The sequence below is a fragment of the Ferruginibacter sp. genome, assembly GCF_028288465.1.
Taxonomy (GTDB): Bacteria; Bacteroidota; Bacteroidia; order Chitinophagales; family Chitinophagaceae; genus Ferruginibacter.
Genome location: NZ_JAQBNR010000004.1, coordinates 21,625 through 46,786 on the forward strand (window position 1 = coordinate 21,625; position 25,162 = coordinate 46,786).

A 25,162-nucleotide genomic window follows, 5' to 3' on the forward strand; every position below is an offset into this window, starting at 1 on the left:
ATAGAACACTGATGACGCTGATGGAACGGATTAAAAACAGATTTAAAATCAATGCCAATCCGCAATATCCCTTTCAGCCGTGTTCCATCCTACGCTTCAGTAAAAGTTCAAAAATGGCGGTACAAGGGAGCCGATCGCTATCGGATGGTCAACAGAATTACAAATGCTTGTTCAAAAAAATATTCATCATCTTTTAAACAATTGCTCAATTTACTATGGCAGCTAAAACAGATAATTTTCAAAGCCCGGATTATTTTAATGTAGATGAATTATTAACGGAAGAACATAAGTTGGTAAGAGAAAGTGTACGCAATTATGTAAAAAAAGAAATCAGCCCGATTATAGAGGACTATGCACAACGTGCCGAGTTTCCGCAGCAAATTGTAAAACAACTGGGCGACATGGGTTGCTTCGGTCCGACCGTGCCGGAACAATATGGGGGTGGCGGACTTGATTATATCAGCTACGGTTTAATGATGCAGGAACTGGAGAGAGGTGACAGTGGTGTTCGCTCTACAGCGAGTGTACAGGGGAGTTTGGTAATGTTTCCTATTTATCAATATGGCAGTGAAGACCAGCGAAATAAATATTTACCCAAACTGGCCAGCGGCGAATGGCTGGGTTGTTTTGGATTAACGGAACCAAATCACGGCAGCGACCCCAGCAGTATGCTGACGAATATAAAAGATGGGGGCGACCACGTGATTTTAAATGGCGCAAAAATGTGGATCAGCAATGCGCCTTTTGCGCAGGTAGCGGTGGTGTGGGCACGCAATGAAAAAGATGAAATTCAGGGTGTGATTGTGGAAAGAGGTATGGAAGGTTTTAGTACGCCTACCACGCATGGCAAATGGAGCCTGCGGGCAAGTGCGACTGGCGAGCTGGTGTTTGACAATGTAAAAGTACCAAAGGAAAATATATTGCCCAATGTAAAAGGATTGAAAGGTCCGCTGGGTTGTTTAACCAAGGCCCGCTATGGTATTGCCTGGGGCGCCATTGGGGCAGCCATGGATTGCTACCATATTGCGCTCGAATACAGCAAAGAAAGAATTCAGTTTGGCAGGCCCATCGGCGGCTTTCAGTTGCAGCAAAAAAAGCTGGCCGAAATGGTAACAGAAATTACCAAAGCGCAGCTATTAAACTGGCGCCTGGGTGTACTGATGAATGAAGGAAAAGTGACCCCGCAGCAGGTAAGTATGGCCAAAAGAAATGCCTGCGAAGTGGCGACCAATATTGCAAGAGACGCCCGCCAGATGCTGGGCGGCATGGGCATTACAGGCGAATACCCGGTAATGCGCCACATGATGAACCTGGAAAGTGTAATCACCTATGAAGGCACGCACGATATTCATTTGCTGATTACGGGTATGGATGTTACGGGGTTAAATGCGTTTAAGTAAAAACCGCCCCGATGGAGGAATGAGTGCATGTTCTGTTATTTTTTGATATCAGCAATGGTAACGGTATTCAACTTCATTGGCGTCGCACACTTGTACTGATATTACTTTATTGTGCTCCTCTTCAATTTGATATATCTTTTAATTTAGGAGGCTTACAAAATCCGGAACCAGTGAAAAATTTAGAATAGTCGTAAGGGAATTGATTTTTATTCAATAATTGCATTAACTACTAACCGCATAATTCACCTTCCTATAAATGCTTATCTCGAATTATGGAAATGAGACTTCTTGAAACATTGATAAAATGAATGTATGATAAAAGACATTGCTGTTATCGGCGCCGGCACCATGGGCAATGGTATTGCGCATGTATTTGCGCAACATGGATTTGCTGTAACATTAATTGATGTAAATGCAACTCAGTTAGAAAAAGCTATTGCGACCATTGGCAAAAACCTCGACCGCCAGGTGGCAAGAGCAACCATAACTGAAGAACAAAAAAAAGCAGCGCTTGAAAATATCACCACTGCAACTGAAATAGCAACGGGTATACAAAATGCACGACTGGTAATTGAAGCCGCAACAGAAAATACAGAACTCAAAGTAAAAATATTTAAGCAAGTGGATGAAGCCGCCCCGGCGGGTTGCATCCTCGCTACCAATACGTCTTCCATATCCATCACCAAAATAGCGGCTGCCACCAAACGCCCCGAACTGGTAATTGGTATGCATTTTATGAATCCCGTGCCGGTGATGAAGCTCGTGGAAATTATCAATGGCTACCAAACCACAAAGGAAGTAACGGATACCATTGCCGCACTTAGTAAACAATTAGGCAAAATCCCTTGCGTGGTCAATGATTATCCTGGTTTTATTGCCAACCGCATTTTGATGCCCATGATTAATGAAGCTATTTATAGTTTGTATGAAGGCGTAGCTGGTGTAGAAGAAATTGATACTGTTATGAAACTCGGAATGGCCCACCCGATGGGTCCGCTGCAACTGGCGGATTTTATTGGCCTGGATGTTTGCCTGAGTATTTTAAAAGTATTGCAGGATGGGTTTGGCAATCCAAAATATGCGCCCTGTCCGTTGCTGGTAAATATGGTGATGGCTGGAAAGCTGGGCGTTAAAAGTGGTGAGGGATTTTATGTTTATACTCCGGGGAGCAAAGAGTTAGTATTGAGCAAAAGCTTCATTTAATTAGCAGTAATTAATTGTACATAAACAAGCCGGTAAACTACAGTGCTTAAGCATTCGCATAGCAGGCCATCGAAATGATGGCAGAAGGCAAAAGCAGGAACTGGAAATATGCCCCGAAATAATTTTGGTCACCAGTTAAATCCCGGCATGATGAAACAAAAAATATCCCAGTAATTATTTTCCATTTGCATGTATAATTTGTATGGCCCCTGGTAATGTACCTGCTCGCCTTTTTCCAACAGCGCATCATATTTCAACATGCCTTCTGCAAATCCCAGCCCGATGAATGTTTCGGGATTTATTTCAAAACTGACTTCATCAATAGTATAGCCATCATTTTTAAAGCCCTGGAAAGCATCAAAGAAAAGCCGCAGTTTTTCAAGCACGTCTTCCTTGTCCATTTGCCTGCCGTCGGGAATTACAATCTGCCCACTTAATTCAGTTGCGTATTCATCAAAACTGCAGGTGAACCAATGATTCAGAAACCCGTGCGTTCGCCTTGTTATTTCCGCTTTGTGATTTGGGTGAAATTCTTCATAAATAAAACGGTACCGTATTTCTTTATCACCCGTGTTTTTTGCTTCTTCCGAAAATAATTCCTCCGTAATAAAAGTGTAAATAAGCCTGTCAGGGTAGGGACCGTCACAAATATCAAGGGCAATATTATGTTCATTCAGGACTGCATTAATTCTTTGCAATTCGACCATGATTTCGATGTCATTTAATTCTTCTGCAGACTTATAAGCCGGCCGGCCGATGCATTCATATACTGTAGAAACCACCGCATCGGCATGACTGTCTTCAAAAGCGATCATTCTCTTTAAAAACTCGTTCTCTATTTCCGGCGACAGGCCTGCATTGCTTTCCATATGAAAGGCATCCCCATATTGCGCCTTTAATTTCATCTTTAAAAATTCATTTTCCATCCGCATATTTTCAGCGGGATCATCAGAAAATTTTTCTTCGTCTTGCATGGTTGTTATGTTTAGGATTAAAAAATAGATGAACGGGTATCCGGGGGAACAGGCCACGGCCTGTTTCTACCAATTTAAAATAACGTTGTAATTATATTTTCTTGCGGGGTAATTTCGAAGGTGTTTTTTTTGCAACCAAATTGTAGGAATCATCCACCATCTGTAACAATTGCTTGTTCGATAGGGTGCCATCCGCAATAACTGTATTCCAATGTTTCTTGTTCATATGAAAGCCGGGCAGCACAGCGTCTGGATATTCGTCTCGCCATTCAATGGCCTTATCAGGATCACACTTGGCATTAAACTGCAACTGACCAGCTTCTAACGGCACCAGTAAAAATATTTTATCGTTCACTTTAAACACAAGGGTGGTTTCGCCGAATGGAAAGCCTTCTGTTACAGATGGCTTCTGCAAAACATATTCCCGAAGTGTTTCGATGTTCATGAAGATTTATTATTAACTGAATAAACCAGTCGGACAGAGGTCGGCCAGGCTGGATTTTAATGTAGAAAAGTACAAATATTTATTTAATTTTTTCTGCGTCTACCTGTAATTCCTTCAACCGGTATAATACTTCCGACAGACGGCTTTTAGCAAAGCCTGCTTTTATGTGGCAAAACAATTGCATTTCCTGGCTGATGATGGTACAGTTATATTGTTTCATCACCATCATCACGTCATTCATTTGTGTATAGTCAAAGTGGATGCTGTAATTAACTTCAACCTGTTTCTGAACAACCGGCACTACCTGCAAAGCCAGTGTGGCAGCCGTTTTATAGGCATTGATTAAACCCGGAACACCGAGCAATGTGCCACCAAAATAACGCACGACTATGATGGCCGTATTGGTAATAGATTTACTGTCTATCTGCCCTAAAATAGGCCGGCCGGCTGTTCCGGAAGGTTCTCCATCATCGCTCACCCTGAAATTATTTCCATCCGTTCCCAGGCGGTATGCAAAGCAATGATGCACAGCTTTCGGATGATCTTTCTTTAATTGCTGCAACAGTTTTTTGAAATCATCCACCGATTCTATCGGGTAAGCAAAAGCAATAAACCTACTCCCGCGGTCTTTAAATTCTTCTACCGAAGGCTTTTCAATTGTATAATAAAATGTTGGTTCGTTCGTCGTTGTCAAGATTGTTGGTTTTGTATTTGCTTCTATTTATTGCGGCTCTGTGCTTTCATAATAAGCCACACTGTCATTGTTTATTTTTTCGGTACTTGGCAACCGATGACCTTTTAACTTCGGCGCTTCTATTCCATTTTCAATAATCAGCGATTCATTGGTGATAACTCTTGCTTCATCCCAGCAACCTGCATTGATAAATGATTGTAATAATTGGGTACCTCCTTCTATCAAAACACTTTGAATTTTTAATTTGTACAATGCGTCCAGTAAACCGGGAATAATATTTTCTTCTGCCGGCAATTGGTAAAACAGAAGGCCTTCCTTTTCCTCATTCTTCAAATAATTAAATACAATTGTTTTTACGGAACCGTCAAAAATATGCAAGTTGCCGGGTAATTTTAGTTGCTTGTCAATAACCAGCCTTATCGGGTTATTGCCGTTCCACAAACGGTTGGTAAGCGAAGGATTATCATGCAAGGCAGTATTGGTTCCTACCAGGATGGCTGCTTCTTTACTGCGCCATTTATGCACGAGCCTGTTGGTAATATCATTGCTGATTTTTATCGCGGAATAATTGGCATTGGCAATGATATGATCTTTACTTTGCGCCCATTTTAAAATAATATAGGGCCGTTGTTTGGTGTGAAAAGTAAAGAACCGTTTGTTCAGTTCAAGCGCTTCTCTCTCCAACACACCGGTGATCACTTCAATACCTGCCTGCTCTAATTTTTGAATGCCCTTTCCATCTACTTCTTCATAACTGTCCCTGCAACCAATTACTACCAGCGGAATTTTATTTTGGATGATCAGATCGGCACAGGGAGGCGTTTTACCATAATGTGCACAAGGCTCCAGTGACACATACAATGTACTTTTTTGTATGAGTGAATAATTGGATGCAAGCACGCTGTTGATGCAATTTACTTCGGCATGCGCCTGGCCATATTGCTGGTGATAGCCTTCGCCGATGATGCGATCCTGGTATACAAGTACCGCCCCTACCATTGGGTTGGGCGCTACATTACCTGCTCCCAGTCTGGCGAGCTGCAGGCACCGTTGTATATATGTTTCATGATTTGTCAGGCGGCAAATTTAAGAATAGAAAAATAAACTATGTTTGCTAAGATGGTGGTTCAACAACAATATCGCTTTTTTTTACAGCAGCTGCAAACTATTTATACCATTCGTGAAGCTACGGTAATTACGGATTGGGTGTTTGAAAGCCTTGCCGGCACTGAACGTTTTGACGTAATAAAAAATCCAGCGCTTCTTTTATCGCCATTAGTAGAAGGACAGTTAGACAAAGCACTAGTTGCCCTATTGCAACATACGCCAGTGCAATATGTTTTAGGCGAAGCGTGGTTTTACAAGATGAAATTAACCGTAAATGAACATGTCTTAATTCCACGGCCGGAGACAGAAGAACTGGTTCAGCTGGTGTTGGATCAGGTTAAGATTTACAATACAACACCATTTATTTTAGACATTGGTACCGGCAGTGGTTGCATTGCTATTGCCATTAAAAAGAATATGCCTGCAGCAAGCGTTACCGCAATAGATATCAGTATGGATGCTTTAGAAATTGCCAAAGGAAACGCTGCGGCACAACAAACTGATATTGATTTTCTGGCAGTTGATTTTTTAGATGAAAATCAATGGGATCATTTACCGAAGTTTGATTGTATCGTCAGCAACCCTCCCTACATTCCATTAAACGAAAAAGATAAACTGGATATCAATGTAACGGCCTTTGAGCCACACCAGGCTTTATTTGTGCCGGATAATTTACCCTTATTATTTTATGAAAAGATAGCGGCTTTTGGTAAAACCCATCTTAACCCAAACGGCACTATTTTTATGGAAACGCATGAAGATTTTGCAAAAGAAACTGCATCACTTTTTGAAAGGGATTACAAAACTGTATTGATTAAAAAAGATCTTTTTGGAAAAGAAAGAATGGTAACTGCTTCTTTTGCCTAGCTAATATTTCTGCTGGGAAGACGTTAAGATATGCCATGTAAAGCACTACCAGATATCTAAAATAACAAGGCGTATGTCTTAATAAAAACAAAGGTCTTAAAGCCTTGGCGGAAATCAACATATTATTGATTGGAAACCGAAGCTGATGTAGTAGCACCTAGTCTTTTAGCCACACTCATTATTTTTACAATATCTTTCCAGGCTACCAATGAATCGGCATTGATTACCACGGCAGGCTTAATGCTGTCGCCAACATGAATATGCAACTTCAACTGCGATTCCAGCGAATCAAAAATTATTTTTTGCTGGCCAACATGTACAACACGGTTTTTATCTATGCTTACAATCACGCTTTGCTTGGCCTTCGTATCGCTTTTTGCTTTGGGGTTGCTCAGCTTTATCACATTGGGATTCGCCAATGTAGAAATGATTAAAAAGAAGAACATCAGGATAAATAAAATATCGTTTAACGGACCGGTATCTACTTCCGCGCCTTCCCCTTTAAATTTTTTTCTTAAGCTCATACTTATATCGTGAATTGTGAATGGTCAATTTTGAATTGTCTGCAGTAAATTGTCGCGGTAAATCTGGATAGTAAACTATAAAGTTTTCACCATTGCCCATTCACCATTGACATCTCTATCTTGTTGGTTCCTGCAAAATATCTACAAACTCAGCACTTGCTGCATCAATTTTATTTTCTATCCTTGCAATTTGCGCCTGCAAAAAACTATGACCGAGATAAGCCAGGATACCAATAATTAAACCGGTAGCCGAAGTAATCATCTTAATGTAAATACCATCCGCAATAGTATTGGGCGTATACTCTGATGTGGCGGCTATACCTTTGAAAAGCGCCAGCATACCAATGATGGTTCCTAAAAATCCAAACAGCGGCGCAATGCGTGCGATAATAGAGATGATAGATAAATTTTTCTCCAGTTTATACATTTCCAGTACACCCACATTGTCCATACTTTTTTCAATGGCATCAATGGGTTTACCAATGCGTTGCATGCCTTTATCAATTACCCTGGCTACCGGGTTGTTGGTATTTTTAGCCAGGTTCCTCGCGGCTGTTACATTGCCCGAAACAATATTGTCCCGGATAATGCTCATGAAATTATCCTCAATTTTAGCCGCCTTGGTAATGGTCAGCAACCTTTCAATAAAAAAGAAAATCGCTACTACCAGCAGGGTCATCAAAGGGATCATCAGCAAGCCGCCTTTGGCCAGTACACCCCAAACATTTTCTGATTTTTGCGACAACAATTCTGTGGCCACTTTAGTAGTATCTACCTGTAAAAGAATATCAAACATGTTTAACTGATTTTGGGCAAAAGTAATTGTTTATGGTGTGTTTATTTTACGATAATTATGCCAATAGGTTTTGACTGCTCTTTGTAACGCAAACAAACATCAATTGCACTACAAAAAAATGTTAAAGTAAACTTACAACAAGAGCCGGATAAATCCGGCTCCCATTATAAAATATTTTATTGCTGCAATCATTTCTTTCCGTCCATCTGTTGCATGGCCATAATCTGCCGCATTGTCTTTTCCATGCCTTCGCTGCTGCCATCCAAAAAAATCACATTGCCTTTTCCGTACTCCGCAAAATTCTTAATGGCTTCCGTCCACATACTGAATAAAATTACATTGGTATCCAGGTTGGCCTGCTTCATTTGCTCTGCTGCCTGGCTCATACCTTTGGCCACTTCTTCCCGGAACAATGCCACACCCTGTCCGCGTAGTTGTGCCGCCTGTCTCTCTGCTTCTGCAGCAATCTTAATGGCGTTACCTTCTGCTTCTGCCGCTTTTGTTTTGGTGATCAGCAAAGCCTGACCTTCGTTTTCAGCTGCTGCTTTCAAGTTATTACTGGCCACTACCTTGCTCATACTGGTAATAATGGCTTCATCAAATGTAATGTCATTGATCTGCAGATCCTGCAGGTGATAGCCCCAGCTTTCGAGCTGCACATCCACCTGCTCTTTTACATTCTCTACGATATCCCTGCGCACGTTCAACACTTCCGCCTGTTTTTTTGTAGATACAAATGCACGGATGCTTCCTTCCACCGTGCGTATCAATGCCTGCATTAAATCTTTTTCGCTGATAAATTTAAAGGCCACATTCTTGATCGTGTCTTCATCAATATTCAATACCGAATACAGCAGCATTGATTTAAAATATACATTGGCCTGGTCAATCGTTACGGCCTGGAACTCCAGTTCAACCGAACGGTTTTGAATGCTGACTCTTTTGTACAGCTGATCTAAAAAAGGTACTTTAAAATTTAAGCCGGGTCTTTTAATACTGTGATATTTTCCCAGCCGGGTAACCACACCGATGGTTCCCTGATTGATGGTAAACAGCCCACCTGCAATCAGCATAAAAATGGGTATCAACCACCAGAAATCTTTTAGTAATTCCATTGTTAAAAATTTTAGGGACGAAAGGTAGCAATGTTTTAAATGCAGTGCAGAAAATCTTTATTGCAGGAACGGGCCGCGACCTGTTCCTGCAATTTCCGAAATTTCTATCCCCGCTCTTCCCAAATCATACTCAAATGCACAATCGTTTCCGCAGCCTTCGCCATGTCTTTGGTACCAACCCATTCCAGCTTGCTGTGAATATTTTGCATACCTGTAAATATATTGGCACAGGGCATGCCGATATAACTAAAGCGGCTGCCATCTGTACCACCACGAATGCTTTCTTTCTTTACGGTTAAGCCTGCACGCCCTATCGCTTCTTCTGCATAAGCCACCACTTCCGGATGCTGGTCCAGCACTTCCTTCATATTGCGGTATTGTTCGGTTATGCCATATTCCATGGTTGCACCGGCAAAGCCTGACACAACTTCTTCAGCAATTTTTTTCAGCCGGCTATGATGCTGCTGTAGACCGGCTACAGTAAAATCTCTTACAATAAATTGAAGGGTCGCTGTCTCCGCAATACCGTTCACAGCTACCGGGTGCACAAAACCTTCCTTACCGGAAGTTGTCTCCGGGCTCCATTCATTTTTGGGCAACGCATCCAGCACAGCACCGGCAATTTTTAATGCGTTTACCAGTTTATCTTTTGCATAACCCGGATGAACAATTACCCCTTGGATGGTAATGATTGCGGCATCCGCACTAAAGGTTTCATCTTCCAGGCAACCCGATTCACCGCCGTCCATTGTATAGCCATATTGGGCACCCAATTTTTGCATATCTACTTTTGCTGTTCCCTGCCCAACTTCCTCATCCGGTGTAAATAAAATTTTGATATCGCCGTGTTTCACCGCGGGGTTTTGCTTAAAAAAAAGCGCCGCTTCCATAATGGCAGCCACACCACTTTTATCATCCGCACCAAGCAACGTTAAGCCACTTGCCGTTATAATTCCATGATTCAAATGTTCTTTTAAATAGGGTGATGTAGTCACCGAAAGCACCTGCGTTGCGTCATCTGGCAATACAATATCCGCCCCGTCATAGTAGCGGTGATGAATAGGTTTTATATTGGTACCACTGCAATCCGGAGCCGTATCTACATGCGCACAAAAGCAAATGGCAGGAATATTTTTCTTCTCACTGTTGCCGGGTATCGTTGCATATACATAGCCAAATTCATCCGTCGAGGCATCTGTAATGCCCATGCCCAATAATTCCCGGTGCAATAATCTGCTCAGGTCTTTTTGCTTTTCCGTACTTGGATGCGCCGAACTGGTGGGGTCACTTTGCGTATCAATTTGCACATACCGCATGAAGCGTTCGGCCATGTTATCAGGACTTATTTGTATCATGGTGTAAATTCAGGCAATAGGGAATAGTAAGTAAGCAATAATTCATTTCGTGTTATCAATCATTGCTGAAAGCAGTCTGAAAATTTGCTCGACCAAATCTTCAGCTACCGAAATGTCTTCTTTATTTAAATACGCAGACGTTAAGATTACTTCAAAACAATTATCTACTTCTACATCGGAAGAACGTGCGACTTCATAAAACCGCTTTCTTTCTGCAGCAGATTTTCTTGCTGCACCTTCGGCAATATTGTTAGTTATAGAAAGTGCTGCTCTTTTTATTTGTGAGGTTAAATTAAATATTTCTTCTTTCGGCAATTTTCTTACAAGCAATAGTATTTCTCTGTATAATTGAATCGCAAGTTGCCAAGCCTTCAGCTTTTTATGATTAAGGTTCAGCATTATTGCCTATTTATTATTGCTTATTGCTTTCTACACGATCTCCACCAATTCAATATCAAACACCAGTTCCTGCCCTGCTAAAAAATGATTGGCATCTAAAATGATCACGTCATCTTTTACTTCCACCACAATCACCGGTACAGGCTGACCTTCCTGGTTGCTCAGTGTTAGCGGCATACCTGCTTCAAGCTTCATATCAGCAGGCACATGTTCCTTTGGAAACTCTATGATTGCTTCTTCACTTTTTTCGCCGTAACCATCCTGCGGTGCAATGTTGATGGTCTTCTTTTCACCCACATTCATACCCGGCATGGCCGCGTCAAAGCCTTTAATCATTTGCCCTGCGCCCACGGTAAATTCCAATGGTTCCCTGCCCACCGAAGAATCAAATTGTTCCCCGTTTACCAACTTACCCGTGTAGTGTACTTTTACAACATCCCCTTCTTTAACTTGTGCCATTTTTAATTTTTTTAATAATTTATAATTTATTTTTTTGGCCAAACAGTTGTACTACCATCTGGCTTCATTAGCGTCGCACTCTTATACTTTTTAAGTTCTGTTGAACATCTGTTCGAGTACCCTGAAAAGCAGTAATGCTCCGTTTTTTGGCAATTTATTAATTAAAAACTACACCTCCCAATTAAAAAACTTTATAGACCTTTGAAAGATGAATTATAACAAAGTTTTTCTTTTAATAACCGCCCTGGCCTTATTTTCATTCGCCAACGCACAGACAACAAACAAACCAGCAAAAAGTTTACGCATCATCCCCGGCGCCGAGCGCATGGAAGTTTACCTGCCCCTGCTGAAAGGCAAGTCCGTAGCGGTTTTTGCTAACCAAACCAGCATGGTAGGCAGCATGCATTTGGTAGATACATTAGTAAAAAGCGGTATTAAAGTAGTAAAAATATTCGGACCCGAACATGGCTTTCGGGGCACGGCAAGCGCAGGTGAAGAGCTGGGCAATGCAGTAGACAAAAAAACAGGTATCCCTATCATCAGCCTTTACGGCGACCATAGAAAACCTACAGCAGAAGACTGCAAAGGCGTGGACGTTTTATTGTTTGACATACAGGATATCGGCACCCGTTTTTACACCTACATCTCCTCCCTGCAATATTACCTGGAAGCAGCCCTGGAAAATCATGTACCACTGTTGATACTGGACAGGCCAAATCCCAACGGCTTTTATGTAGACGGCCCGGTGCTGGAACCGAAATTTAAAAGTTTCATCGGTTTGCAACCCGTGCCCGTTGTCTATGGCCTTACCATTGGCGAATATGCGTTACTGTTAGCCGGTGAAAAATGGCTAACGCCGGAAGCCAACAAAATCAACAGTTATAACATTACTACCAAACCAACCAAGGACACGCCTTTTCATGTACTGGTTATAAAATGTGCCAACTACGATCACAACAGCAAATATGTTTTGCCGGTTGCGCCTTCGCCAAACATCAGGGACATTCAAAGTATTTACCTCTATCCTTCTACCTGTTTTATTGAAGGCACGGTATTGAGCGAAGGCCGCGGGACAGACAAACCTTTCCAATTGATTGGCCACCCAACGTTACCCAACACCATGTACGCCTTTACGCCCAAACCCAATGAGGGCGCTAAAAGCAGCAAGTGTTATTACCAGCAATGCTACGGCTGGGACCTGGGCGGATCGCCTGAAAAAATCCTCAAAGAACTTAACAAAAAAATTCAGCTAAAATATTTACTGAATGCATATAAACTCTTTCCCGGCAAGGATAGTTTCTTTTTAAAAAATAATTTCATCAACAGGCTGGCGGGTAATGATATGCTGGCGCAGCAAGTAAGGCAGGGTAAAACTGAAGCCGAAATAAGAAAGAGCTGGGAACCGGCATTAAGTAATTATAAAAAAATAAGGAAGAAATATTTGCTGTATAGAGACTTTGAATAGGACGAAATTTACCAACAAAATTTTAAAAATTTTGAATGCCTGTCTACAACGTAATAAAAGCCCAATAGAAAAATAAAATTTGAACGGAGCGTCGCCAATGCAGCTTCAGAGAGCTTCTTAGCTGGTAACAAAAACTTCCTATCCTTTTTTTATCAATGGCAGCGTGGCAAAATTCTTTTGTAAAATATCAGGAATATTGGATGGTTTTACACCCAGCCAGTCTTCTAGTAGCGTAGCATACACCGCCCTGAAATCATGCTGCATAGTGATGTTATCATTTACTGTCGCATTCTCCGGGATGACAGGATTACTACCTATTATCCCTGACCGCACCGGCTGGCCAAAAACAAACACCGGCGCTGCTATACCGTGATCGGTACCACCGCTCGCATTGGATTTTATTCGCCGGCCAAATTCGGAAAATGTCATGCCCACTACCCTGTCGGCAACTTGCTGCAGAGCAAGATCATCCATAAAAGCCGCAATGGCTTCGGATAGTCTTTGCAGTTGGTTGGCGTGTGTTCCCTTGCTGGTATCAGCGGCATCTGTTTGTTTGGCATGATTATCAAAACCGCCCATACTTACCATGTAAATTTTTGTCTGCAGCCCTCCTGCAATCAGCCTTGAAACAATTTTTAACTGGTCGCTTAACGGGTTCTTTTTATTATCGTCATATTTGGTTGACTGACGGGTAATTTTCTTTGCTGCGGCTTTTATCACATCTCCATAGGCATCTGTTTTTTCAGCTACCTGGCGTATATAATCCAGCTGATCCTGCGCCGGCGATGCAGACAGCTGGCCTTGTTTTTCATTGAGCATATTATAAAAACTATCCGGGTTACTGATGGCCATTCCCATGGGGAAAGCAGGGCCCTGCAAGCCCGTTGAAACCACCGAGCCAATCTGTATGGCCAACGGATGGGGCATGATGCTGTTAGGATAATGGTCCGGAAAATCCGGGTATTGCCGGTTGAGGTATCGGCCCATCCACCCAGTGTTTAATACCTGGTTGCTTTCTTCGCCGGTTAGCCAGATGTCGGTGGCCCTGAAATGTGAAAAGCTTGGCTGGGGATAGCTTACAGCCTGCACAATTGCTAACCTATCCTGGTTAAATAATTGTTGCAACGGAGCCATGGCAGGGTTTAAACCTGTGGCATTACAGCCGTTGAGTGGCAATATTTTTTCCTGCGCAATGGCGATATTCGGCCTCGCATTTTTGTAAGCTCCATAAAATTCTATAGGTATTACCGTGTTTAAGCCATCGTTGCCTCCCGCAAGTTGTATCACTACGAGCACCCTGCCATTGGTATCCGCATGCAATAAATTTTGCAGCAGCGGATTGCCCGCAAACGCATTTATTTTAAATCCGCCCAGTAGCGCCGGCATCACCACTGAAGGAAGCGTATATTTAAAAAAGGTTCTTCTTTTCATGCTGAGATTTTTTACTTGTAATGGCTCCTACAATTTCGGTTACGCGTCGCTGTTAGGTTACATCATGTTATTCTTTCGTTTACTGAACCACTGACTGGATTAAAAACGGCCGTCAGGGTTTTAATACACCTGGTACTCTGGTCGGTTCAACAGATATTTATACAGGTTCTTTAATTTATTCAACACTTCTTTTTTATTCACTGCATCATCCGGCTTTTCAATTAAGGTATGCCAGGCATTGGTCCAGTAATGATTGGCTGCTTCTCCCTGCAGGTTGGATAATAAAATGTTGCTTTTGATATGCGACTTTTCAGCATCTGCTAGTGTTACGGTATACAACATCTGAATGCTGTCGCTGATCAATGCATCCGGGTCTTCCGGGTGTGGAAGTGCCATGGCATAAGCGATGGGATCAATATTTATTTTGCTGCCGTTTTTTGCGGTAAAGCCATAGCTCAATAACCTGTCAGTAAGTTGGTTGCGCCGTGGCAATGTATCTGAGTTGATCCATAATTTGTAGTATTGCGGTTGCTGATAATAAGCGGGCCAGCCGGCCACATTGGGCGGGTCGCCAATATTTTGCTGCATGGCGGATGCCTGGTTGTGCACAAACTCCCACATGGAATATTCGGCAAACATATCGCCGGGCGGTAAAAGCGCCACATTAAATTCCCTCATCAGTCCTACACAGAAATCAGCGGGGCTTTTAATGGTTGTTCCATGGAAAGCCATATCAAAAAAATGCTGGCTGTTCAGTAAGGCTTGCAATACCGGTTTTATTTCAAAATTTTTTTTCCGCAAAATTTCAGACAGCGGTATTATTATCTCCTGTTCTGTGGCATCATCTATTGTGTAAAAAACAAAAAAGCGGTACAGCTTTCTGCAAATGAACCTGGCGGTTTCGTCCTGTGCAAAAATCATTTCTATCAAATCATCCAGTTCATGGGCACCATCTTCCCCGGCCCGGCCTTTAATAATAGTGTTGCTATAAAAGGCTGAAAACTGTTTGTCAGTCTCGTCATGCCTGTTGGGTTCAAAGGAATAAGTGAATATCTTATTGTCAATTTTGTAACCTGTTAAAACCCTTGCTGCTGCTTTTACATCCGCTTCCGTATAGTGTGAACCCGGCCCCTTCCCCACGGTAAATAATTCCTGCAACTCTCTTCCATAATTTTCATCAGGAGCCTTCGCTGTATTGGCATATCCATTCAGATAGCGCAGCATACAGAGGTCGGTTGTCATTGCTTTTGCCAGGGCTTTAAAATTACCCAAAGCATGCTGCCGGAGCAACAAATTGTAGCGGTAACAATACACGGGATTTTCTGCTATATTTGTTTCGGTGGCAAAATGATTGTGCCAGAACAACACCATCTTTTCTGTGATGCTGCGATCCTGGTTGATCATTAAACCCATCCACCATTGCTTGTAGGAATTGCGGCGCCTGAAGTTGATCTTTCCGTTTACATTAGTGGCATTCACCCAAGAATTTCCCAGCGGTACCTGTTCATCTACTATCTTATCATTTGCATAATTATTGATGGGTGATGTGGTTGGTAAAGCTGCATCGTTTAACATTATTGCAACTGACTTTTTTAAGTTCTTCTTTTTAAAAAAAGCCACATCGGCAGGCCTTGCACCAAACATCGTATGCTTTAAAAAATATACAACCGCCTGCTCATCCCATTTGCCTTTATATCTCTTTAAAGTGCTGGTGAGTGCGGCTGTTGGCGATGCCCCGGGTTTTGCTTCCTGCTTAGACAAAAGGATTTTAAAAAAGTCTTTTCGTTCCATACTGTAACTTACTTTCATTAATAATAGTTCATTGTAGTAAGATGCCTAGTTTTCAAAACCTTAACAAATGTTACGTGTAAATAAACCCGCGTTTAAAAATCTACTGGTGAGGTCATGTACAGACTGATTATTGCGAAGGAAGTTTAACTTTGCGACGATGAAAAATTTGAAAGATTTACAGATTGTTTTTATGGGCACGCCCGAATTCGCAGTGGCATCTTTGGATAAACTGGTACAGGCCGGCTGTAATATTGTTGGCGTGATAACTGCACCGGATAAACCAGGCGGCCGGGGTATGGACTTGCAGCAAAGCGATGTTAAAAAATATGCGGTTCAGCATGGTCTGAATGTACTGCAACCGGAAAAATTAAAGAACCCTGAATTCCTGGAAACACTGAAAGCATTGCACGCTGATGTGCAGGTAGTAGTGGCCTTCAGGATGTTGCCCGAAGTGGTTTGGAACATGCCGCCCATGGGCACCATCAATGTACACGGGTCGTTGCTGCCGCAATACCGCGGTGCTGCTCCTATTAACTGGGCTATCATCAACGGTGAAAAAGAAACGGGTGTCACCACATTTAAATTACAGCAGGAGATTGATACTGGTAATATTTTAATGCAGCAAAGTCTTGCCATTGGCGAAGATGAATCCGTCGGCGAAGTGCACGACCGGATGAAGATAGCGGGCGCCGATCTTTTACTAAAAACAATGGAAGCATTGGTTGCCGGCAACCTTACGGAACAGGTTCAGGATTCAACAGAAAGTAGTGAAATCGAAAAAGCAGCTGCGGAAAAATTATTGAAACATGCTCCCAAAATTTTCACTGAAACCTGCCTTATCAACTGGACTAAACCGATGGAGGATGTATATAATCTCATACGTGGTTTATCGCCTTATCCTGCCGCTTTTACTTTTTTAGACGGAAAGAAAATGAAAGTGTATAAAGCAGTCAAAATCTTTACAACTCCTTCCATAAAGCCAGGTGAGTTTGAAACGGATAAAAAAACATTTTTACAATTTGCCTGCACCGATGGCTACATTTCCATCAAAGAATTACAACTGGAAGGTAAAAAGAAAATGATGGTGGAGGATTTTCTGAGGGGTTACCGCTGGCCTGCCTAGACAGCCGGCACTGGCATACCAGTATAATGGTCTGTACAACATTGATGTAAAACACCCGCTTCAATATCCCGCACTCAAAAAGTTTCAAACAAAAAAACACAATGCCGAATTTTAATACTATTTAAAAATAGTAAACTCCAATATCTTTGTTCCATGTTAAGCATCAGTAACCGCGGGCATTTAATGCCCCCATCACCCATTCGAAAATTAGTGCCTTTTGCAGAGGCTGCTAAAAAAAGAGGCATCAAGGTACATCATCTCAATATTGGTCAGCCAGATATTGAAACGCCGCCACAAATTTTGGCAGCAGTACGCAACAGCAATTTTAAAATACTGGAATACAGCCATAGTGCGGGCAATGAAAGCTACCGTAAAAAATTAGCTGACTACTACAGCAGGGTTGGTATTTATGTAACTGCAGAACAAATTATTGTAACTACCGGGGGAAGCGAAGCGATTATTTTTGCCATGATGGCCTGTATGGATGCAGGTGATGAAGTGATTATACCTGAGCCTTTTTATGCCAATTACAATGCCTTTGCGATAGAAGCCGGCGTTATAGTCAGGCCCATTACTGCTTCCATTGAAAACGGTTTTGCTTTGCCGCCAATGGTGGAACTTGAAAAAGCAATTACCTCCAGAACAAAAGCCATACTTATTTGTAGTCCCAATAACCCGACTGGCTATTTATACAGTAAAGAGGAAATGGAACTGCTGAAACAAATTATTGTAAAGCATAAGCTCTTTTTATTTTCGGATGAGGCGTACCGGGAATTTTGCTATGAAGGTACTCATACCAGTGCGATGCATTTAAAAGGTGCGGATGACAATGTGATCATAATGGATACCATCAGCAAGCGATACAGTGCCTGCGGCGGCAGAATTGGTGCATTGGTTACAAAAAACCAGGAGGTATTGAATGCCGTTTTAAAATTTGCCCAGGCACGATTAAGCCCACCCGGCTTTGCACAAATACTGGCAGAAGCTGCTGTAGACTTGCCGGCCAATTATTTTGACGCCACAAAAGCGGAGTATAAAAAAAGACGAGATATTCTTATACAAAGACTGAACGCCATCCCTGGTGTTTTTTGTCCCAACCCGGGCGGTGCATTTTATGCTGTTGCTAAATTGCCCGTACCGGATGCGGAATTATTTTGCCAGTGGCTGCTGGAATCATTTAATTATAACGGGCAAACACTCATGTTAGCGCCTGCCAGCGGTTTTTATAGCACACTTGGTTTAGGCAAGCAGGAAGTACGACTGGCCTACGTTTTAAATACCGACGATATTAATGCGGCAATGGATTGCCTTGAAAATGCGCTGGAAACCTACAACCAATAAATACCCGGTTGCTATTTACTGATAAAAACCTGCATGGCATAATCATACGTATCCAAAGGAGTGAAATGTATTTTTTCGGGGGATACAAAATAAAGATATTGCTGCAATTTTTCCTTGGTAAAACGCTGACTCCAGAAGCCTTCTTTAGTTGCGGTAAAACTATCTGCTTCGCTGGTGAGGACTGTCATACCCATTTTTTTATATGACTCTTCCTGTTTTAAACGGGTACTGTCATTGTCAATATAACAGGCGCCAATCAGCAATGCGCCATCCTCATTCAAAAGTTCATACGCATTTTTAAAGATGGTTGTAAATTTTTCGTTGGTTGAAAGATCTAATATTTTGCCGGAGGAGTGGTAGGTTTCAAAAGAAAAATCATCCGGGTAAAAATTGCCTGCGGTAAACCAGGTAGTTATTATAAGATCATATTTTTTTGACCATTCATCCAGTTTGGTGCCATCAAACAAATAAGCGTTTACCTTATCGGCAATATTTAAGTCAGCGATGTTTTTTGATGCTATGTCAACGCAGGCCTGCGCATTATCTGTTCCGTCGTACATGGCAACCATATCCCATATCTCTTTTACGCCGCTTAAATGTTTCGGAATGCGGGCATTGCCGATACCGATATCCAGTATGGATACAGGCCTGCCCTGCCGCTTGTACAAGGCAGTTAGTACTTTCTTAAGCTCAATAAATTCCGCCCACTGTGCCTGTTGTAAATGTTCAGAGATATAGGTAAGATCAAAAGATTTTACGACCGTATTCTCATTATCATACATTGCCATGTTGCAGTTTTTTTTTGATGTTTATTTCAAACAGACTGAGGGAAATACAATCATAATGTTTGGGTAGGCTTACATCATTCATTTTTGCTGATATGCCCATAAAAGTAAAGCCACAACCCTGGTAGTGGTCAATCAGTTTCTGGTTATCTCCCCAGGTGTCCATCCGCACATAATCAATCCCGTTTTTTACGCAATAATCAATCGCCCACTTCACTATATGCTTCACATAATTATTGCCATGAAACGCGGGATGGGTAACAATTCTGTGAATGTAGATGGCTTTGTCTTTATCTTTTTCGCCCCATATGGCGGGATCATTGAAGGTGATGGCAAATATGCAAACCACTTTTTCATCCTGTACAATTTTAAACTGCCTGTTTTCTTTTATCTCCTTTTCGATAACCGGTAAATCAAATCCCTGCCAGTGTTTATTGAACTTAGTTTTTTGATAGGCAATGGCGTGATCGTAAAATTCAAATATGGTATTGACGTCGTGTTCGTTGCTGTTGATTATTTGCATCATCGGTGTTTTGTTTAATTGTATCCGGGGTAAAACTGGTTGCCCAAATGGTATGCTTGTGCTCTGCAAAAATAGCGGAAGTATCGAAACTAGGGTAACCGGGCAAACGCTCACTGACCAATCCTGGATTCAACTAAAGCACTATTAACTGTTTTTAGCATTGCGCTCTACCAACATAAAAATAAGCCCGCTATTATTAAATTAGTACAAAAAATAATGTAAGATTTAAACTATTGTTTAAATAAAACTTTTGTGTGTTTTACTTATTGAATGAATTTTATCTTTTTTAATTTTTTATTAAGACCTTTGAAAGAACCAAAACAACACATAATGAAAAAGCCAATCCTCTCATTAATTATTCTTTTTTGTGCACACGTAGTTTTTGCCCAACAAACCTACACGGTGAAGGTTACAGATGCAAAGACTGGTAATCCGCTATCCGGCGTTTCTGCTAAGATAAAGTCAACCAAGAAAGGTGTTATTTCAAATACGGATGGAATTATAAAAATTGAAGGCAATAGCAATGACGTATTGGAGATAAGTTCAGTTGGTTATGCAAGCCAGTCGGTTGTTCTAAAAAGTGAATCAAATATTTCAATTGCCCTGGCAGCTGCTTTGGTGGAGTTGGGCGACGTTGCCATATTAGGTACCCGCGGTGCACCGAGAGCAAAAACTGAAACCGCTGTTCCGGTAGACATCATTAAAATAAACCAGGTTGGTTTACCCACCGCCAAAATGGATTTAACTTCTATCTTGAATATGGCTGCTCCTTCGTTTAACTATAATAAACAAAGTGGTGCTGATGGTGCTGATCATATAGATATAGGTACGCTTCGCGGGCTCGGTGCCGATCATACATTGGTATTAATAAATGGAAAAAGAAGGCATTCTACGGCCTTTGTAGGTCTATTTGGCACCCGTGGGCGTGCAGGTTCAGGTGTAGACCTGAATGGATTTCCACAAGCCGAGGTTGACAGGATAGAAATTCTCCGGGATGGTTCCTCTGCACAATACGGCTCAGATGCCATTGCTGGTGTAATCAACATTATTTTAAAGAAAGACATCAATCACTTATCAGTCAATGCCGGATGGAGCGGCTATTATGACACAAAAAATAATTCCCGGAAATTTAATGGAAATAACGATTATTATACAGGCGGTGCAATTGATGGCGGTACTTTTTCAGCTTCATTAAATCACGGACTAGCAATTGGAAAAAATGGTGGATTTATTAATTATTCTTTCGATTACCGCACGCAAGGCAAAACCTACCGGGCGGCACCCGTATCTGCGAACTACGCAACTGACAAAGATGCCCTACCTTATGTAAATACCGGAAGAAGAGCATTTGGTGACGGATCTATTGCTGCCGGTGGTGTTATGTATAATATGGAAATACCTACAAGCGCAAGTAAGAAAACTACGTTTTATTCTTTTGGTGGCTACAACTATAAAGCATCGGATGCATTTGCTTATACCAGGGAATGGAGCGCAAAGCCTGAACGTTTTCCTGTAACGGAAAATGCCACTTTAATAAATGTTCCCTCAATAATGCGTTCTACAAAAGACGGAAGTATTTATTACAATCCTCATATTCAAACGCACATCCGGGATGCCTCGCTGGCCATGGGAATTAAAGGGAGTGCGGGAAATGACTGGAGCTGGGATGTAAGTAACAATACCGGAAGTAACAACTTTCATTATTATGGTGATAAAACTTTCAATGCTTCTGTGATAGGCAACACTTCTCAAACACATTTTGATGATGGAGGCTTTAGCTTTTTGCAAAACACTACCAATCTTGATTTCAGCAAGTCCATTAATACTGTTGCACAAGGCCTTAATATAGCTTTCGGCAGCGAGTTCAGGTATGAACAATATAAAATCTTTAAAGGAGAAGACAGATCGTATAAAGGTTATCATCCAGCGGCTATGCTTTACCCCAATTTGCTTCCTGCAAATGCTACAGCAGATGATACAACAAACGCTACCAGAACACCTGCCTCGGGTTCGCAGGGCTTTCCGGGCTTTAGTAACACAGATGAAGTAAACGCACATCGCACTAATATCGGTTTCTACGCTGATGCGGAACTGAATGTTACAAAAAAATGGCTGGTAGATGGAGCTGCCCGTTTTGAAAATTATTCTGACTTTGGATCAGTACTAACCGGCAAGCTGGCAACACGTTACAAACTCGCTGATAACTTTAATATTCGCGGTTCTGTAAGCACAGGTTTCCGGGCGCCTTCACTTGCGCAGATAAATTTTAGTAATACACTTACGTCTTTCAGTAGTGGTGCATTGGTTCAGTCCCTGATAGCACCCAATACAAGTCCAATTGCAAGGGCAGCTGGTGTACCCAAGTTGAAACAGGAAAAGTCAATAAACGCCAGCTTAGGTTTTACATATAAACCGGCAAGAGCCTTTACTATAACAGTGGATGGGTATGTAGTTAAAATGAAAGATCGTGTTGTATTATCAGGCCTGTTTAACAAAAACGACAATACGTTGCCTGTGGCGTTTACGTCGCAGTTTCCAAGCGAAGTAAGTACAGCGCAATTTTTTGCAAATGCTGTAAACACAACTAACTATGGTTTGGATATTGTGGGCGATTATACAAAAAAATGGGGTGTAAACACGCTACATTTTTTACTGGCAGGAAATTTTCAAAAGATAAATATTGATAAGATTAATGTTCCATTAGCATTAAACGGAACACAACTGAATCGTAAAACATTTTATAGCGACCGTGAGGAAGCCTTCCTGAAAGCTTCTGCGCCCAATAGTAAAGTTTCTTTGGGTATTGATTACACAACTGGTGCCCTTGGATTTAAAGCCCAGTTCACTTCTTTTGGTAAAATAGTGCTGCTTGGTTTTGGAGACGGCGAATCACCGGCAGGAGACAATCCCAACTATTCCGGTATCAATCCACAGGTTCCGGCTGATGACGGATCTGGTTATGTTCCGGAAGTATTTAATTACAACGGAAAAATAACTACCGATGTTGCCGTATCATATAAATTCTGCAAAAGGGTAACGTTGTTTTTAGGCGCAGACAATGTGTTTAACCTGCATCCTGATTTAGGTGTAAATCAAAAAGCAAAAACTTGGTTTGTCGGCGATAACGAATCTGGAGGCCCATGGGATTCCGTTCAAATGGGTTTTAATGGCAGAAGATTATTTACCAAACTGGCTTTTAATTTTTAGACCTCAGTTAATTATTAAAAATAAAAATGGGTTGGCAATGCCAACCCATTTTTATTAACGTCAGCATTGATACAATGCTATTGTATGTAATGATATGCGGGAAAAAGAACGAAGCTTCAAAACATCTTCTCTGAATCTTACTCTTACAACTTTTCTTATCAGCGGACAATCATAACAGTTCCTTTTAAAATTCCCGGAAACTGGTGCAGGTTAATATAATATACGTACGATCCTGCTGCAACAGGTGCTCCTTTAAACATACCATCCCAGGGTGTATTGGTATTTTTATTTTGAAATACTTTTTGGCCAAACCGGTTAAATACGGTTAACTCAAATACGGGAAAAGCCGCCAATGCGGGAATCTTCCAGGTATCATTTAAACCGTCACCATTGGGTGAAAAAGCAGTTGGTATATAAATATCATTAAAAACAAATACATGCATTGCATCTGTGGCTGTGCCGCAACCGTTGGCAGAGCTTACGGTTACGGTATAATCAATATCCGCCGTTGGGTTCGCCATTGGCTGCAGCAACTGCGGATTATCCAGATTAACAGCCGGCTGCCAGGAATAACTTACTGACTGGCCGGTAGCACTGCCTTCAAGTAAAACCGTGCGTCCTTTTATGATGGTTTTATCCGGCCCAGCATTAGCAGTGGGTCTTTCATTCACGGTAACCTGCACCGTTGCAGTATCTGTGCAGGCAAACTGGTTACTGACGGTTACCAGGTATTGTGTGGTGTTCACCGGTGATGCAACAGGATTTGAAATGCTGGCAGATGATAAGGCTGTGGGTGGTGACCATGCATAACCTGTACCACCCCCGGCATTCAGCTGAACAGCATCGCCGGCGCAAATTATTTTTGAAGAGAAGCTGACCGTAGCGGTTGGCACAGGGTTTACTTGTACAACGGTTGAATCAAGTTGAGAACAGCCGCTGCTATTGGTTACCAGCACAAAATACTTACCTGCCTGCGCCTGCTGAACAGCATTGATGTTAACAGATGTACCACTATCTGAATAATTACCCGGCCCTGTCCATGCATATTGGGTGCCGTCTGTAGCAGCCAGCACAAGGTTACTGCCTTCACAGACAGGTCCATTGTTATTGGCATCCGGTACCGGATTCGCTACTATGTTCACAAATAAAGGATCAGCCACCACCCTGCATTGTAACGATGCCGCATTCCCGATTTCTGATGCTGTTAATCTGTACCCATAATTACCTGGCGCGGCATTGGCCGCAAAGTTTTTTGAAAGTACAGTTGTATTGGCTCCCGGAATATCCGTCCACGTGCCGCTATTTAGATTTTGCTGCCACTGAAATACAGGGCTATTGAAGCCCGGCGATACATTGCAGGTAAATACAAATGCCTTTGCCTGCCCTTCGCAAACCACCACCGTTGTATTGGCATTGCCGGTAATGGAAGGCGTAAGTTTAGGGCCACAGGCACGGAAAGTAATATCATCCAAGGCAAGGTCGTTGCCACATCCGCCGGGAGCATTGTTGAATATTCGCAGCACAACATCTGATACGCTTGCCGGTGTAGTAAAGAAGAAACCGAACTGCTGCCACACCGGGCTGCTTTGAGAAGGAATGTCACCGCTGTTATAGGTTTGCAAAATGGTGCCGTCTGTTTTTTCGATAGAGAAAGTAAGATTGGGTTTATTGCCGTTGTTATTGCATGCTGATTGAAGCAATACGTTTACCACCCAGGCAGCAAATTCGTAGGTAGTATTGCCACACAAACCCTTCACCGTGTCCAGGTAAAACGCACTGGGATCGATAGACGCATTCACCAGCATAAAATACCCGTTTCCATTACCTGTATGATCGGATGTAAGGCTATGCCAGGTGTTACCGAAGCAGGCTATGGTATTATTTCTTACTGTATAAAAGCCGTCGCCCGGACAATCGTTGCCGAAGTACTTATAGGCAGTAGTTGCAGCAGATAAACTGGGACCAGGATTGGATCCAGATCCAAAAGTGATATTAACGATGGGATCTCCCAAACTACCCTGGCAAAGCTGTGCATCTAGAGAGAGGCTGGTAATAAATAACAAAACAAATACAATCAAGAAAAAATTAAATCCTTTTCTCACAAGTCTCTTTTTGTGAAGTTAATAATATTGGGTCGCCGTAAAACTCACGGGGGGGA

General features: G+C 42.0%; 22 protein-coding genes. 7 read left to right on the plus strand and 15 right to left on the minus strand.

The features are described 5' to 3' along the window. The first annotated feature begins 215 nt into the window (after positions 1 to 215). Both JWR61_RS02050 and JWR61_RS02055 read left to right on the plus strand, forming a co-directional pair. Positions 216 to 1,400, plus strand: a complete 1,185-nt coding sequence (locus JWR61_RS02050; RefSeq protein WP_301926199.1) for an acyl-CoA dehydrogenase family protein — start codon at positions 216 to 218, stop codon at positions 1,398 to 1,400. A 312-nt stretch (positions 1,401 to 1,712) separates the two neighbouring features. Then, positions 1,713 to 2,603 (plus strand): 3-hydroxyacyl-CoA dehydrogenase family protein, encoded by an 891-nt coding sequence (locus tag JWR61_RS02055; RefSeq protein ID WP_301926200.1) that lies wholly within the window; start codon positions 1,713 to 1,715, stop codon positions 2,601 to 2,603. A gap of 128 nt (positions 2,604 to 2,731) precedes the next feature. Here the strand turns inward: JWR61_RS02055 and JWR61_RS02060 are convergent, their stop codons facing one another. From JWR61_RS02060 to ribD, 4 genes are all read right to left on the minus strand, one after another. Continuing rightward, entirely contained in the window at positions 2,732 to 3,577 is an 846-nt protein-coding gene (locus tag JWR61_RS02060; protein WP_301926201.1) for a hypothetical protein, read from the minus strand. A gap of 91 nt (positions 3,578 to 3,668) precedes the next feature. Next, entirely contained in the window at positions 3,669 to 4,022 is a 354-nt protein-coding gene (locus JWR61_RS02065) for an MmcQ/YjbR family DNA-binding protein (RefSeq protein WP_290340267.1), read from the minus strand. Positions 4,023 to 4,101: 79 nt separating this feature from the next. Continuing rightward, the gene (locus JWR61_RS02070) at positions 4,102 to 4,716 is read right to left on the minus strand and encodes a YigZ family protein (protein WP_301926202.1); all 615 of its coding nucleotides are present in this window, start codon (positions 4,714 to 4,716) and stop codon (positions 4,102 to 4,104) included. A gap of 27 nt (positions 4,717 to 4,743) precedes the next feature. After that, positions 4,744 to 5,802 carry a bifunctional diaminohydroxyphosphoribosylaminopyrimidine deaminase/5-amino-6-(5-phosphoribosylamino)uracil reductase RibD gene (ribD, locus tag JWR61_RS02075; RefSeq protein WP_367881786.1) on the minus strand — a complete coding sequence of 353 codons (1,059 nt, stop codon included), beginning with the start codon at positions 5,800 to 5,802 and terminating at the stop codon, positions 4,744 to 4,746. A 21-nt stretch (positions 5,803 to 5,823) separates the two neighbouring features. On the opposite strand from ribD, the gene prmC reads away from it, so the two are divergent. Further along, positions 5,824 to 6,690: a peptide chain release factor N(5)-glutamine methyltransferase gene (gene prmC, locus JWR61_RS02080; protein WP_301926203.1), complete on the plus strand. Its 867-nt coding sequence runs from the start codon at positions 5,824 to 5,826 to the stop codon at positions 6,688 to 6,690. 122 nt (positions 6,691 to 6,812) lie between these two features. Here the strand turns inward: prmC and JWR61_RS02085 are convergent, their stop codons facing one another. From JWR61_RS02085 to JWR61_RS02110, 6 genes are all read right to left on the minus strand, one after another. Continuing rightward, a complete protein-coding gene (locus JWR61_RS02085) occupies positions 6,813 to 7,214 on the minus strand; it encodes a biopolymer transporter ExbD (protein WP_301926204.1) in 402 nt (133 codons plus the stop codon). Between the two features lie 115 nt (positions 7,215 to 7,329). After that, entirely contained in the window at positions 7,330 to 8,010 is a 681-nt protein-coding gene (locus JWR61_RS02090) for a MotA/TolQ/ExbB proton channel family protein (protein ID WP_290340273.1), read from the minus strand. A 188-nt stretch (positions 8,011 to 8,198) separates the two neighbouring features. Beyond that, positions 8,199 to 9,125 (minus strand): SPFH domain-containing protein, encoded by a 927-nt coding sequence (locus JWR61_RS02095; protein WP_290340274.1) that lies wholly within the window; start codon positions 9,123 to 9,125, stop codon positions 8,199 to 8,201. Positions 9,126 to 9,229: 104 nt separating this feature from the next. Next, a complete protein-coding gene (pepT, locus tag JWR61_RS02100) occupies positions 9,230 to 10,480 on the minus strand; it encodes a peptidase T (protein WP_301926205.1) in 1,251 nt (416 codons plus the stop codon). Between the two features lie 42 nt (positions 10,481 to 10,522). Next, positions 10,523 to 10,879 carry a four helix bundle protein gene (locus tag JWR61_RS02105; RefSeq protein ID WP_301926206.1) on the minus strand — a complete coding sequence of 119 codons (357 nt, stop codon included), beginning with the start codon at positions 10,877 to 10,879 and terminating at the stop codon, positions 10,523 to 10,525. Between the two features lie 30 nt (positions 10,880 to 10,909). After that, on the minus strand, positions 10,910 to 11,338 hold the full coding sequence (locus JWR61_RS02110; protein ID WP_290340277.1) for a peptidylprolyl isomerase: 429 nt from the start codon (positions 11,336 to 11,338) through the stop codon (positions 10,910 to 10,912). Between the two features lie 208 nt (positions 11,339 to 11,546). Between JWR61_RS02110 and JWR61_RS02115 the strand changes: the two genes are divergently transcribed. Continuing rightward, the gene (locus JWR61_RS02115) at positions 11,547 to 12,803 is read left to right on the plus strand and encodes a DUF1343 domain-containing protein (protein WP_301926207.1); all 1,257 of its coding nucleotides are present in this window, start codon (positions 11,547 to 11,549) and stop codon (positions 12,801 to 12,803) included. Positions 12,804 to 12,941: 138 nt separating this feature from the next. Here the strand turns inward: JWR61_RS02115 and JWR61_RS02120 are convergent, their stop codons facing one another. Both JWR61_RS02120 and JWR61_RS02125 read right to left on the minus strand, forming a co-directional pair. Then, complete coding sequence (locus JWR61_RS02120; RefSeq protein WP_301926208.1) at positions 12,942 to 14,234, minus strand: DUF1501 domain-containing protein; 1,293 nt, start codon at positions 14,232 to 14,234, stop codon at positions 12,942 to 12,944. 120 nt (positions 14,235 to 14,354) lie between these two features. After that, positions 14,355 to 16,043, minus strand: a complete 1,689-nt coding sequence (locus JWR61_RS02125; protein WP_301926209.1) for a DUF1800 family protein — start codon at positions 16,041 to 16,043, stop codon at positions 14,355 to 14,357. Between the two features lie 139 nt (positions 16,044 to 16,182). Between JWR61_RS02125 and fmt the strand changes: the two genes are divergently transcribed. Together fmt and JWR61_RS02135 are read left to right on the plus strand one after the other, a co-directional pair. Next, on the plus strand, positions 16,183 to 17,148 hold the full coding sequence (gene fmt / locus JWR61_RS02130) for a methionyl-tRNA formyltransferase (protein WP_301926210.1): 966 nt from the start codon (positions 16,183 to 16,185) through the stop codon (positions 17,146 to 17,148). Between the two features lie 153 nt (positions 17,149 to 17,301). Then, on the plus strand, positions 17,302 to 18,489 hold the full coding sequence (locus JWR61_RS02135; RefSeq protein ID WP_290340282.1) for a pyridoxal phosphate-dependent aminotransferase: 1,188 nt from the start codon (positions 17,302 to 17,304) through the stop codon (positions 18,487 to 18,489). Between the two features lie 11 nt (positions 18,490 to 18,500). On the opposite strand, the gene JWR61_RS02140 is transcribed toward JWR61_RS02135, so the two are convergent. Continuing rightward, a complete protein-coding gene (locus JWR61_RS02140; protein WP_301926211.1) occupies positions 18,501 to 19,277 on the minus strand; it encodes a hypothetical protein in 777 nt (258 codons plus the stop codon). After that, positions 19,264 to 19,800: an N-acetyltransferase gene (locus JWR61_RS02145; RefSeq protein ID WP_301926212.1), complete on the minus strand. Its 537-nt coding sequence runs from the start codon at positions 19,798 to 19,800 to the stop codon at positions 19,264 to 19,266. Before JWR61_RS02145 ends, JWR61_RS02140 begins: the two co-directional genes overlap by 14 nt. A 327-nt stretch (positions 19,801 to 20,127) precedes the next feature. On the opposite strand from JWR61_RS02145, the gene JWR61_RS02150 reads away from it, so the two are divergent. Beyond that, positions 20,128 to 23,004, plus strand: a complete 2,877-nt coding sequence (locus tag JWR61_RS02150; protein ID WP_301926213.1) for a TonB-dependent receptor — start codon at positions 20,128 to 20,130, stop codon at positions 23,002 to 23,004. 158 nt (positions 23,005 to 23,162) lie between these two features. On the opposite strand, the gene JWR61_RS02155 is transcribed toward JWR61_RS02150, so the two are convergent. Next, on the minus strand, positions 23,163 to 25,106 hold the full coding sequence (locus tag JWR61_RS02155) for a gliding motility-associated C-terminal domain-containing protein (RefSeq protein ID WP_301926214.1): 1,944 nt from the start codon (positions 25,104 to 25,106) through the stop codon (positions 23,163 to 23,165). Positions 25,107 to 25,162 lie beyond the last annotated feature (56 nt).